9 protein-coding genes are annotated in these 12,872 nt (G+C 74.0%); 2 read left to right on the forward strand and 7 right to left on the reverse strand.

The window, feature by feature from the left end; genetic code table 11:
- Positions 1 to 70: 70 nt before the first annotated feature.
- Together AB0J10_RS04345 and rpe are read right to left on the reverse strand one after the other, a co-directional pair.
- Positions 71 to 1,117, reverse strand: a complete 1,047-nt coding sequence (locus AB0J10_RS04345) for a sugar-binding domain-containing protein (RefSeq protein WP_363057682.1) — start codon at positions 1,115 to 1,117, stop codon at positions 71 to 73.
- Between the two features lie 75 nt (positions 1,118 to 1,192).
- Positions 1,193 to 1,876, reverse strand: a complete 684-nt coding sequence (gene rpe, locus AB0J10_RS04350) for a ribulose-phosphate 3-epimerase (protein WP_363057684.1) — start codon at positions 1,874 to 1,876, stop codon at positions 1,193 to 1,195.
- A gap of 361 nt (positions 1,877 to 2,237) precedes the next feature.
- On the opposite strand from rpe, the gene AB0J10_RS04355 reads away from it, so the two are divergent.
- Positions 2,238 to 4,160, forward strand: coding sequence for a cellulase family glycosylhydrolase (locus tag AB0J10_RS04355; protein ID WP_363057686.1), 1,923 nt, complete (start codon positions 2,238 to 2,240; stop codon positions 4,158 to 4,160).
- Between the two features lie 70 nt (positions 4,161 to 4,230).
- On the opposite strand, the gene AB0J10_RS04360 is transcribed toward AB0J10_RS04355, so the two are convergent.
- Positions 4,231 to 5,661, reverse strand: a complete 1,431-nt coding sequence (locus AB0J10_RS04360) for a transcription antitermination factor NusB (RefSeq protein WP_363057688.1) — start codon at positions 5,659 to 5,661, stop codon at positions 4,231 to 4,233.
- A 274-nt stretch (positions 5,662 to 5,935) separates the two neighbouring features.
- Positions 5,936 to 6,868, reverse strand: a complete 933-nt coding sequence (gene fmt / locus AB0J10_RS04365; protein WP_363057690.1) for a methionyl-tRNA formyltransferase — start codon at positions 6,866 to 6,868, stop codon at positions 5,936 to 5,938.
- Between the two features lie 220 nt (positions 6,869 to 7,088).
- Between fmt and AB0J10_RS04370 the strand changes: the two genes are divergently transcribed.
- Complete coding sequence (locus tag AB0J10_RS04370; protein WP_363057692.1) at positions 7,089 to 7,619, forward strand: hypothetical protein; 531 nt, start codon at positions 7,089 to 7,091, stop codon at positions 7,617 to 7,619.
- A gap of 125 nt (positions 7,620 to 7,744) precedes the next feature.
- On the opposite strand, the gene AB0J10_RS04375 is transcribed toward AB0J10_RS04370, so the two are convergent.
- From AB0J10_RS04375 to coaBC, 3 genes are all read right to left on the reverse strand, one after another.
- Positions 7,745 to 9,913 carry a primosomal protein N' gene (locus tag AB0J10_RS04375; protein WP_363057694.1) on the reverse strand — a complete coding sequence of 723 codons (2,169 nt, stop codon included), beginning with the start codon at positions 9,911 to 9,913 and terminating at the stop codon, positions 7,745 to 7,747.
- Positions 9,914 to 10,042: 129 nt separating this feature from the next.
- Positions 10,043 to 11,251: a methionine adenosyltransferase gene (gene metK / locus AB0J10_RS04380; protein WP_363057696.1), complete on the reverse strand. Its 1,209-nt coding sequence runs from the start codon at positions 11,249 to 11,251 to the stop codon at positions 10,043 to 10,045.
- A 342-nt stretch (positions 11,252 to 11,593) separates the two neighbouring features.
- A complete protein-coding gene (gene coaBC, locus AB0J10_RS04385; protein WP_363057698.1) occupies positions 11,594 to 12,796 on the reverse strand; it encodes a bifunctional phosphopantothenoylcysteine decarboxylase/phosphopantothenate--cysteine ligase CoaBC in 1,203 nt (400 codons plus the stop codon).
- Positions 12,797 to 12,872 lie beyond the last annotated feature (76 nt).

Here is a 12,872-nt window from a genome sequence, read left to right on the forward strand (position 1 = left end):
GGGGCGCCCGGCCCCGGAGGCCCGGCCGTGGAGTGGTGCACGACGGCCGGAACGGGAAGGGTGCCGGCGGTCAGTCGTCCGGGTCGGCCCGCTCCAGCGCCGGGCGCGGTGCGGGGCGGGACTCCGTGAGGAGGTAGTCCGCGGCCGAGGTGTCCGTCACCAGACTGGTCACCAGGCCCGACCGCAGGACCGCCCCGATGGCCGCGGCCTTGCGCTGGCCGCCGGCGATGGCGACCACCTCGGGAATGCGGCGCAGCCGGTCGGCCTCGACCGTGATACAACGTTCGCCCAGGTCACGGCCGATGCGTCGGCCGTCGGCGTCGAACAGATGGGCGGACATCTCGGCCGCGACACCGAGCGAGGCGTAGTGCGCCCGCTCCTCGTCGCTCAGCATGTCGTGCACCGTCGAGATCCCCGGCTCCCAGGAGCCGATCGAGACACAGGCGACCGTGACCTTGTCGAAGTACTCGAAGGCCCTGGCGATGCCCGTCTGGTTCCGCAGCGCGGCGGCCGTCGCCGGGTCCGGCAGCAGCATCGGCGCGTAGATCGGGTGCGCCTCGCCGCCGGACACCTGTGCGGCGCGCCGCACCGCCTCCACCGAGCCGCGCTCCGCGGTCCCGGCGTCGTACACCCCCGTGAGCTGGACGACCGTGCAGGGCGGCAGCCGGTCGAGCGCGGCCGCCATATGGATCGTGGACCGGCCCCAGGCCAGGCCCAGCACGTCTCCCTCGGTGACGAGCTCACCGAGGAGGTCCGCCGCGACCTCTCCGAGGTTCTCCGGGTCGGGCGACTCGTCCTCACCCTCGGTCGGAGACTCCACGACCACCGCGTGCCGCAGTCCGTAGCGGGCGCGGAGGGCGTCGGAGCGCTCCGCGTCCAGCTCGGCGGGGACGCGGATCTCGATCCGTACGAGGTCGCGTTCGAGCGCGGTCTCCAGGACCCGGGCCACCTTGAAGCGGCTGACGCCGAACTCCTCGGCGATCTGGATCTTGGATTTGCCCTCGAGATAGAAGCGGCGGGCCATGGCCGCCGCCTGCACCAGCTCCGCGGGTCCCATCCGCAGGGCCGACCGTCCCGCCGACATAGCAGACACCGCGTTCTCCTCACTGCTGTTCACACTCCGGAACCGCCATCCTGACAGATCCGGGTGATGTTGATCAGCCCGGTAGGGCCCCGTTCACCGAGCCGTGGCTCAGTGGTCGCACACCCAGGGTGCCGACGCGATCGTCCGGTCGGCCTGCTCGCGCAGCGTGCGGACGGCCTGCGCCGGGTCCTCGGCCCCGTAGACCGCGGATCCGGCGACGAACACGTCGGCGCCGGCCTCGGCGCACCGCTCGATCGTGGACTCGGAGACGCCGCCGTCGACCTGGAGCCACAGCTCCAGACCGTGCTTGTTGATGAGCTCCCTGGTACGGCGGATCTTGGGGAGCATGATGTCGAGGAACGACTGACCGCCGAAGCCCGGTTCCACGGTCATGACCAGCAGCATGTCGAGCTCGGGCAGCAGGTCCTCGTACGGCTCGATGGGCGTGGCGGGCTTGAGCGCCATGGAGGCGCGCGCGCCCTTGGCCCGGATCTCCCGCGCCAGCCGCACCGGTGCCGCGGCTGCCTCCGCGTGGAAGGTGACGGACCCGGCGCCGGCCTCCACGTACTGGGGAGCCCAGCGGTCCGGGCTCTCGATCATGAGGTGACAGTCCAGCGGGGTGTCCGTCGCCCGGCTCAGCGACTCGACGACCGGAACCCCCAGCGTCAGATTGGGCACGAAGTGGTTGTCCATGACATCGACGTGGAGCCAGTCGGCGCCTCGGACCGCCTCCGCCTCCTCGGCGAGTCGGGCGAAGTCGGCGGACAGGATGCTGGGGTTGATCTGGGCCATGTGCCAAGACTGCCATGCTCCGGAGCACTTCCCGGCCTCGGAGACGGCAGAAGCCGTCCTTTCCGCGGTCCCGCAGGCCCTGCGGGGCATCCCAGTCACCATGATTCCGGCATTCCGCACCGCCCGGTGGCCTCGCCCGGGTTCGGCGGGCCGACCGACGGGACCCCCGCACGCAGTGCCGCGGCGCGGGGTCCTCCCGGGCGCCACGGCCGCGGGAAGGGTGCATCCGGGACGGACACGGGACCGGGAGCTCGGCGCACTGGTCAATCCTCCCGGCACCCGACATCATGTCGCATGCATGCCAATCACGCCGGGTCGCCGGCCGTGCTCGACGGGGGTGCCGGTGCTCGCGAGAAGGTCCTTGCTCAGGCCGGTGCCGGCCCTGGCGCTGCTCTGCACCCTGGCGGCCGTCCCCGTCGCGTCCCCGGCCGCGGCGGGACCGGGCCCCGCCCCCTCCGCGCGCGCCGGAGCGACCGAGGGTCGGCCGGCACCGGAGTGGACCCCGCCACTGAGCACCCGGGGCCGGTACGTCGTCGACGCCGACGGCAACCGGTTCAGACTGAAGTCGGGCAACTGGCACGGGGCAAGCGGTACCTGGACCGGCTCGGGCAGCCCCGACGACCCGGCGAACAACCACGCCGGGGAGAAGTCGGACCGGATGCCCCTGGGCCTGGACCGCGCTCCGATGTCCGGGATCGTCGCCGGTTTCCGCGAACTCGGTCTCAACAGCGTCCGACTGCCGTTCTCCAACGAGATGATCCACGACACCCGCCCTGTCGCGGACGCCTCGGTGGCCGCCAACCCGTCGCTGAAGGGCATGACGCCGCTCCAGGTCTACGACGCGACCGTCGAGGCCCTGACGGACGCCGGTCTCGCGGTGATCCTCAACAACCACACCAACACCACGCGCTGGTGCTGCGGCCTCGACGGAAACGAGCGGTGGAACACGTCCCAGACCACGGGGACGTGGGAGGACGACTGGCTCTTCATGGCCCGCCGCTACCGTGGCAACCCCCGTGTCGTCGGCGCCGATCTCTACAACGAGGTGCGGCGTACCGTCCTCGACGACCCCAACTGGGGCCGCGGTGACCGGCACGACTGGTTCGCCGCCTCCCAGCGGCTCGGGGACCGGATCCTCCAGGAGGCCAACGCCGATCTGCTGGTGATCGTCGAGGGAATCAACTGGACCGGGATCCCCGTGGACGGGTTCCCCCACGAACGGCCCACGCTCGAGCCCGTCCAGCGGCTCTCGCACACCCTGGTGCGATCGGGGAAGCTCGTGTACTCGGCCCACTTCTACGACTACACCGGGCCGAACCACAGCGGTGCCACGGGGCTGGGCGAGACATCCGACCCCCGCTACCGCGACTTCGGCCGCTCCGAGCTGTACGAGGTGCTGCGCCGGCAGGCCTTCTACGTCGCCTCGCAGCCGGACCGGCACTTCACCGCACCGGTCTGGATCAGCGAGTTCGGCGTCGGCGGCCGCGAGGAGACAGGGGCCGCGCAGCGGGCGTGGTTCCACCACTTCGTCGACTTCCTCGTCGAGACGGACGCCGACTTCGCCTACTGGCCGCTCGTCGGGTGGCACGAGGACCGGAAGGGCAACGGCTGGGCGCTGCTCCACTGGGACTCGGCGGGACGGCGCGCCGGTCTGTTCGACGGGGACGACTGGCGCGCCGAACCCTGGAAGCGGCTGGTCGGAGCGAACGGCAGAACGGGCGTGGTGGCCCCGGCGGACCGCTGGTCGATGCTCAGCCCGGACCACGGCGACTACGTCCAGTCCCTGCGGATGCGCGCACTGCCGGACTGGGACCCCGGGGCGAGGAAGGCCGTCTGCCCGGACGACCAGCGGCTGGTCGGGCTCAGCCACTCCGGCAACCGCGGGCTGTGCTCCGACGCCGGTGCCCGCGGTCTGCGCCCGCCAGGCGGCGCCCATGAGGTCGTCCGCGACGAACGGCACGTCGAACCCGGCCGTGACTGGGCCTCCGGCTGGACCAAACTCCAGTGTCCGCCGCGCTACTTCCTGGCCGGCTACAGCGTGCGGGGCGCCGCCGTCTCGGCCGCCCTGTGCGTCGAGGCGGGCGGGCCCCTCGGCACCGCGGGCCGGACCGTGTGGTTCGACCGGTCCGACAACCGTCCGCCGGCCGCGGGCGGGGGCGACTTCGCACACGGCCACCACAAGGGGCAGTGCGCGACCGACGAGTACGCCGCAGGCATCGCCTACACCGGCCGCCCGGGCTCGTCCCGGACCCCGGACGCACTGCTCTGCCGCCCGCTGCGCTGAGCCGGGAAGCCCCGCGCCGCTGCGCCGCGCGACGCCGGGACGTGCGGCGGGGTGCGGACTCCCGAGGGCGTCAGGCCGTGCGGCGCAGCAGTGCCAGGTACATCGCGTCGGTGCCGTGGAGATGCGGCCACAGCTGGACGTCCGGGCCGTCCCCCAGGGCCGGGACCCCGAGCATCAGGGGGCGGGCGTCGATCCACTCGGCCCGGACGGATCCGCCGAGCGCCGCGAGGACGTCGTCGACCACCGCACGGGTCTCGGCGAGATGCGGCGAGCACGTGGCGTACCCGACCACTCCGCCCACCCGTACCGATTCCAGCGCCTCGCGCAGCAGGGCCCGCTGCAGCGGGGCGAAACCGTCCAGGTCCCCGGGGCGGCGGCGCCAACGGGCCTCGGGCCTGCGCCGGAGAGCGCCCAGGCCCGAGCACGGCACATCGACGAGGACGCGGTCGAAGGCGCCCGGGCGCCAGGCCGGGCGGGTGCCGTCGGCGGTCACGACCTGGTACGGGCCGGGATTGCCGGCCAGCGCCCGCTCGACGAGACGGGCCCGGTGCGGCTGCTTCTCGGCCGCGACCAGGACGGCACCGCGCTCGGCGGCCAGCGCGCCCAGCAGGGCGGCCTTGCCGCCGGGGCCCGCGCAGCCGTCCAGCCAGCGCTCGTCCGGGCCGTCGAGCGGCGCGCCCGCGAGGGCGACCGCTACGAGCTGGCTGCCCTCGTCCTGCACCCCCGCGCGTCCCTCCCGCACCGGTTCGAGGGCGCCCGGCTCCCCGCCCTCGGCGAGCCGCACGGCGTACGGCGACCAGCGCCCGGGCAGTCCGCCCCCTTCGCCCAGCAGCTCGAGCAGTTCGCCGGCGGACGACCGGCCCGGCCTGGCGACCAGCGTCACCTCGGGCCGCTCGTTGTCGGCCTCCAGCAGGTCCTCGATCCCGGCGCGGCCGCCGCCCAGCGCGTCCCAGAGGGCCGAGACGACCCAGCGGGGATGGGAGTGGACGACGGCGAGGTGGTCCTCGGGGTCCTCGTCGTAGGGCGGTGCGACCCGGTCAAGCCAGCCGGCGAGGTCGTGCTGCGAGATCCGGCGCAGCACGGCGTTCACGAACTTGGCCCGGCCGTCGCCGAGGACGACCCGGGCCAGCTCGACGCTGGCCGACACGGCGGCGTGCGTCGGGATGCGCGTGCCCAGCAACTGGTGCGCACCGAGCGACAGCACGTCGAGGACGGGCGGGTCGACCTCGCGCAGCGGCCGGTCCACGCACTCGGCGATGATCGCGTCGTAGGTGCCCTGGCGCCGCAGCGTGCCGTACACCAGCTCCGTGGCGAGCGCCGCGTCCCTGCTGTCGAAGTCGCCCTGTTCACGCGCCCTGCGCAGCAGCGGGGGCAGGACGAGGTTGGCGTACGCGTCACGCTCGTCCACCGCCCGCAGCGCGTCGAAGGCGAGGATCCGCACGGGGTCCTTCTTCGGGGGGCGGTAGGGCTGGGGGGGACGGCGACGGCTCTGCTGGCTCAAAGGTGCTCCGCGTTCCGGAAGGGTCGAACCTCTTCAGCCTACGTCGGCCGGCCCGGCGTCCCCGCCCCGCCCCGGTGCGCGGCCCGGTGCCGCGTGGGCCCCTCCGTCGCCTCGCGACGCCCGGCACGGCGACTCGCGGCGTTCCCGCATCGACCGAACGGTCCCACCAGGAGGCCGGTCGGGCGCCCCGTGGTCCATCCCCTCGGCACGCGGGAGGGAGAGGCCCGGTGCACCGCGCGCCGTTCCCCGACGGGCGGACCCGGCCGACGCGGCCCTACGAGCCGAGGACCTCCCCGGGAGCGATCCGCACGCCGCGCGCCCAGTCCGCGGCACGCATCGGCTTCTTGCCCTGCGGCTGCACCCAGTGGAGCTCGACCGCGTGCGAACCGGTACCGGCGTGCACATGGCTCTTGCCGGCCGAGAGCTCACCGGGGGCCAGCTCCGTGCGGTCCGGCAGCGGCTGGACGTTGATCAGCTTGAGCCGCTCGCCGCGGAACAGCGTCCACGCACCGGGCGCGGGAGTGCAGCCGCGGACGAGGCGGTCGATGCGGAGGGCGGGCGTGCGCCAGTCCACGTGCGCGTCCTCGACGGTGATCTTCGGCGCCATGGTGACCCCGTCGGCCGGCTGCGGCACGGCCTGGAGCGTGCCGTCCTCGATGCCGTCCATGGTCGCGGCCAGCAGTCCGGCACCGGCGAAGGCGAGCCGGGTGAGCAGATCGCCGCTGGTGTCCGTAGGCCGTACGTGCTCGGTGATCACGCCGTAGACCGGGCCCGAGTCCAGCCCCTCCTCGATCTGGAAAGTGGAAGCCCCGGTCATCTCGTCGCCCGCGAGGATCGCGTGCTGCACCGGCGCCGCTCCGCGCCAGGCGGGCAGCAGCGAGAAGTGCAGATTGACCCAGCCGCGCGCCGGGATGTCCAGAGCCGCCTTGGGCAGCAGCGCGCCGTAGGCGACCACGGGGCAGCAGTCCGGCGCGATCTCGCGCAGCCGGGCCAGGAAGTCCTCGTCGCGCGGCCTCGTGGGCTTCAGGACCTCGATGCCGGCCTCGTGCGCGCGCTGGGCAACGGGGCTGGCCACCAGACGGCGTCCGCGGCCCGCGGGGGCGTCCGGACGGGTGACGACCGCGGCCACGTCGTGCCGGCCGGAAGCGATCAGGGCGTCCAGGGCGGGTACGGCGACCTCGGGGGTGCCTGCGAAGACAAGTTTCACTGGTAATACCTCGCTCTGTGTGCCGGGTGATCACGCGACGCACCAGTCTATTTGGCCGCACCGACAGGGGGCGCGCGGACTGCCGCGCGCCCCGCGCACGTGCGATTGCTCCTCCGCAGCGTGACCAGAACCACTGGTGGCGCGTTGTCAAGAGAGATTGACCGAAGCGGGCCGCCGGAGCGGCCCGACCCTTTTCAACGCCGGTTCGAGAGGCTTGTTCATGGCCGACCACGCAACCCACGACGCCCAGGCCCGGGCGAGTCTGCATCTGTTGGTGCGGGACATCGAGCGGGTCCGCCGGCAGGTGGACGCTCTGCGCACGCTCACGGCCCAGTTGGGGAACGTCTACCGTCCGCGTCGCTCGGGCCCGTCCACGGGCTTCGTCGTCTACGGCAGGGCACCCGCCCCGACCGTCCGACTGGCCCAGGAACTGCGGGACAGCGTCGAGACGTTGGTGACCGCCGCGGTCGACTTCGACCGCTCGCTGGGCTTCTCGTGGGACGCGGTGGGCTCGGCTCTCGGCGTCACCAAGCAGGCGGTGCACCGCCGTTACGGGTCACGGCGGAACACGCCGCAGCCCACCGCCGTGCCCGCGGAGCCCGAGCAGGGTGCGACCCGCACGATGCCCGTCGCCCCCGCGGTACCGGCGGTACCCGCGGCACGTTCCATGCCGCCGCAGCCGGGACCCGGCGCCCACCCGCTCCGCGAGGAGGTCCGCCCGAGCGCCTTCCCCGGCCCGCGCAACGGCTGACCCTCTCCCGACCGCCCCGGCGCGCCCTCGGGACGCCGGGGCGGTGCCGTGCGGGGCGGCACGTCGGCTTGCCCGGCCCGGCCACCCGGGCGGGCCCCCGGGCGCAGACCGGCCCCGCCTCCCCGTCAGCCGATGTCCGGCGGATCCACCCGGATCCGCACGGGATCGCCACCGCCCCGCGCGAGCCTGGCGGCCTGGGCGGACTTCAGCGCGGCGGCGAGCGCCGCACCGCTGCCGGGCGGTACGCGCAGCAGGGCGCGTTCCCACTGCTCCCCCGGCCGAGGACCGGACGGGGGGGCGGGTGGCGGGTCGCCCGGCCGGCGCGGTCGCCCCGGCGGGGGCTGCGGCAGAGGCACCGGCCCCAGTACCTCCGCGTCGTCGGGCAGGGACGCCGTGGCGAGAAAGCCCGCGACCGCCTCCGCCCGACCGGTCACCGAGGCCATCCGCGACACCGGCGGGAAGCCCAGCTCGGCGCGCTCGGCCAGCTCGCGCTGGGCGTGGCCGACCGGGTCCCATCGCACCAGGGCCTGGACGGGGCGCAGCGTGGGCTCGGCGACCACGACGACCGTGCCGCCCTCCGCCTGGCCCCGCACCAGCGAGGCGGCACCCGTCCAGCGCCGCAGCGCCTCCTCGCCCGCACGCAGATCGGCCCGCCCGAGCATGGCCCAGCCGTCGAGCAGCAGCGCGGCCGCGTAGCCGCCCTCGGCGACGGGCTCGGCGCCCGGTGTGCTGACCACGAGCGCGGGACGGCCGGATACGGAGTCCAGCACATGGTCGCGCCCCGACGTCCGCACCGGCACCGCGGGAAAGGCCCGGCCCAGCTCCTCCGCGGTGCGCCGGGCCCCCACGATCCGGGCGCGCAGCCGGGTCCCGCCGCACTCGGCGCAGTGCCAGCCGGAGGCGTCCCGTCCGCACCAGCCGCACCTGAGGTCCTGCTCCCGTGGAGCCTCCAGTGGGCCTGCGCAGTGCCCGCAGCGCGCGGGCGCCCGGCAGCGCTCGCAGGCCAGCCTCGGGACATATCCGCGACGGGGCACCTGGACCAGCACCGGTCCCGTGCGCAGTCCGTCCCGGACGGTCTGCCACGCCAGCGACGGGAGCCTGGCGGCCCGTGCCGCCTCGTCGCGCGCGAGTTCGCCGTCACCGACCGTGCGGATCAGCGGTGCGGCACGGCGCACGTGTTCCCTGCCCGCCGCCAGGGGCCGTGCCCAGCCGGTCTCGACGAGCTGGGCGGCCTCGACCGTGCAGCTGACGCCGCCGAGCAGGAATCCGCAGCGCTCGTGAGCGGCACGCAGCAGCAGGACCTCGCGCGCGTGCGGCAGCGGCGCGTGCTGTTCGCTGTGGCTGGAGTCGCCGTCGTCCCATATCGCGACCAGCCCCAGGTCGTGGACCGGTGCGAACATCGCCGCACGCGTCCCGACCACCGCCCGCACGGAACCGCGCCGTACGGCGAGCCACTGCCCGTACCGCTTCTCGGGGCCCGCTTCCGCGGTGAGCACCGCGTGGCGTCCCTCGCCGAGCAGCGCGGTCAGGGCCGCGTCCACCCGGGCGACGGCCCGCCCGTCCGGGACGACCACCAGCGCGCCCCGGCCGGACGCGAGGGTCGCCGCGACGGCGCCCGCCAGCTCGCCGGCCCAGTGCGGGCCGGGGAGCGCCGTCCACACGGCCCTCGGCGTGCCGCCCTCCGCCAGGGCGTTCAGAAACGCCGGTCCCTGCTCGTAGCGCGTCCAGGTGCCCGGCTCCGGGGCCGCCGGAGGAGGCAGCGGAGGGGGCGAGGGCCGGGACTCGGCGCGTGCGCTCCTGGGCGGCACGGCGAGCTGCAAGACGTCTGCGAGGCTGCCCGCGTAACGGTCCGCGACCGCCCTGGCCAGGCCGAGCAGCGCGGGGCCGAGCACGGGTTCCGGCGAGACCACACCCGCGAGGGCGGCGAGCGGACCCGAGTAGTCGGAGTCGGCCCGTCGCTCGACGACGAAGCCGTCGATCAGCCGGCCGCCCTCACGGCGGCCCTCCCGGACCTGGTGGGACCCAGCGCCGAAGCGCACCCGGACCCGGACTCCGGGCTGCGCCGCCTCGTCCAGTTCCTCGGGCACCGCGTAGTCGAAGTACTGGTCGAGGTGCAGCACGCCCTTGTTGACCACGACCCGGGCCACCGGCAGTTCCGCGGCGAGGGCCGCCCCGCGCCAGGTGCGCGGCTTGGCACGTGGCTTCGCCGCCTTCCGTACGGTCTCCCGGATGAGCGCAAGCTGCTCCGGCGAACCGTCCCCGGGCCGCACGGAGGCTTCGTCGTCGCTGCTCACAGCCACATTCCTACCAGACGGCACCGACAGTGCCCGGGCCTGCGCAGCGCCTTCCGCGCCGGGGCCGGCGAACGCGCGAGGGGCCCCGGACCTGTCCGGTCCGGGGCCCCTCGTGCCGAGCGGGTGCCGTCAGAGGCCCGCCGCCGCGCGCAGCGCGTCGACGCGGTCCGTGCGCTCCCAGGTGAAGTCCGGCAGCTCGCGGCCGAAGTGGCCGTAGGCGGCGGTCTGGGCGTAGATCGGGCGGAGCAGGTCGAGATCGCGGATGATCGCGGCCGGGCGCAGGTCGAAGACCTCGCCGATGGCGTTCTCGATCTTCTCCACGTCGACCGCGGCGGTGCCGAAGGTCTCGACGAACAGGCCCACCGGCTCGGCCTTGCCGATCGCGTAGGCGACCTGGACCTCGCAGCGCGAGGCGAGACCGGCGGCCACGACGTTCTTGGCGACCCAGCGCATCGCGTAGGCGGCCGAGCGGTCGACCTTCGACGGGTCCTTGCCGGAGAACGCGCCACCGCCGTGGCGGGCCATGCCGCCGTAGGTGTCGATGATGATCTTGCGGCCGGTCAGGCCGGCGTCGCCCATCGGCCCGCCGATCTCGAAGCGGCCGGTCGGGTTGACCAGCAGGCGGTAGCCGTCCGTGTCCAGCTTGATGCCGTCCTCGACGAGCTGCTTCAGCACGTGCTCGACGACGAACTCACGGATGTCCGGCGCGAGCAGCGAGTCCAGGTCGATGTCGGAGGCGTGCTGCGAGGAGACCACCACCGTGTCGAGACGGACGGCCTTGTCGCCGTCGTACTCGACGGTGACCTGGGTCTTTCCGTCCGGGCGCAGGTACGGGATGGTGCCGTTCTTGCGGACCTCGGAGAGACGGCGGGACAGCCGGTGCGCGAGGTAGATCGGCAGCGGCATCAGCTCGGGGGTCTCGTCGCAGGCGTACCCGAACATCAGACCCTGGTCGCCGGCACCCTGCTTGTCGAGCTCGTCGTCATCGCCCTCGACCCGGCTCTCGTAGGCCGTGTCCACACCCTGGGCGATGTCGGGCGACTGGGACCCGATGGAGACGGAGACACCGCAGGAGGCGCCGTCGAAGCCCTTCTTCGAGGAGTCGTAGCCGATCTCGAGGATCTTGTTGCGCACCAGCGTGGGAATGTCCGCCCACGCCTTGGTGGTCACCTCGCCTGCGACGTGCACCAGGCCGGTGGTGATCAAGGTCTCCACGGCGACGCGGGACGTGGGGTCCTCGCGAAGCAGTGCGTCGAGAATGGTGTCGCTGATCTGGTCAGCGATCTTGTCGGGGTGACCTTCGGTCACGGACTCCGAGGTGAACAGGCGACGGGACACAACGCTCCCTGGGGTTGCAGCGGCTGCTGGCTGATCATTGGTGGACCGGCCGGGGGGCTGCGCCCCGCGTCGTGTCCGAGGGACAGTTTATCGGGCACTCCCGGCGACCGGACCAGCGTCTCGCACCCTGGGCGGCCAACCGTGGGCCGAATCACCCGTCCCACGGGCACGGACGACGGCCGCACGCACCCGGAAGGGCATGATTCGCCGGATTTCACGCGGCCTTCGCGAGGGATGAGAAATTCATCCCGGATTCACTCGGTTCCGGCGTGTCCACCGGGCGGGACCCGGGAGTGAGCGCTTCGTCACACCCCGCCACCGGGACCGTCATGGAGGGGCGCGTCACACCAGCCGGGCCCCGACGAGGTCCCAGACCGTGTCCGCGAGTCCTTCCTTGGGGCCGTACGGAACCGGCGTCTCGGCCCCGTCCGCAGCCAGGACCACCGCCTCGTTCTCCTCCGAGCCGAAGGTCTTCCGCTCCCCCACCTCGTTGACGACCAGCAGGTCGCAGCCCTTGCGGCGGAGCTTCTCCCGGCCGTTGGCGAGCACGTCGTCGGTCTCGGCGGCGAAACCCACCACCAGTTGCCCCGGACGGGCCCGCTCGGCGGAGATCTCGGCGAGGACGTCGGGGTTGCGCACCAGGACGATCGGCGCGGGCTCCTGGCCGTCCTTCTTCTTGATCTTTCCCTCGGCGTACGCGGCCGGACGGAAGTCGGCGACGGCCGCGGCCATCACGACCACGTCGGCGTCGGCGGCCGCCTTCAGCACCGCCTCGCGCAGCTGCACCGCGGTGCCGACGTGGACCACGTCGACCCCGGCCGGGTCGGCCATGCCGGTGTTGGCCTCGATCAGCGTGACCCGGGCCCCGCGCGCAGCGGCGGTGCGGGCCAGCGCGTAGCCCTGCTTGCCGGAGGAGCGGTTCCCCAGGTACCGGACCGGGTCGAGCGGCTCCCGGGTCCCGCCGGCGCTCACCACGACGTGACGGCCGACCAGGTCCGGGGCGGCCACGCCGCGGGCCAGCACCCTGCGGCAGACCTCGAAGATCTCCGCCGGCTCCGGCAGCCGGCCCTTGCCGGTGTCGACGCCCGTGAGCCGGCCGACCGCGGGATCGACGACGACCGCGCCGCGGCGGCGCAGCGTCGCCACGTTCTCCCGGGTGGCGGGGTGCTCCCACATCTCGGTGTGCATCGCGGGCGCGAAGACGACCGGACAGCGGGCGGTGAGCAGGGTGTTCGTCAGCAGGTCGTCGGCGAGGCCGTGGGCGGCCCTGGCGAGCACGTCGGCGGTGGCCGGGGCGACGACGACGAGGTCGGCGCCCTGCCCGATGCGCACGTGCGGGACCTCGTGGACGTCCGACCAGACCTCGGTGGAGACCGGGTGCCCCGACAGGGCCGACCATGTCGCGGCGCCGACGAACTGGAGCGCCGAGGCGGTGGGCACCACCCGGACGTCGTGTCCGGACTCGGTCAGCCGGCGCAACAGCTCGCACGCCTTGTAGGCGGCGATGCCGCCGCTGACCCCCAGGACGACCTTCGGCTTGTCCACTGCGTCTCCCGCTCCCCACCGGTGGCGATACGTATCGCCTCTATGACACACCACAGGCCCGGCGGATGCTCCGCCG

Source organism: Streptomyces sp. NPDC049887 (assembly GCF_040656535.1).
GTDB lineage: Bacteria > Actinomycetota > Actinomycetes > Streptomycetales > Streptomycetaceae > Streptomyces.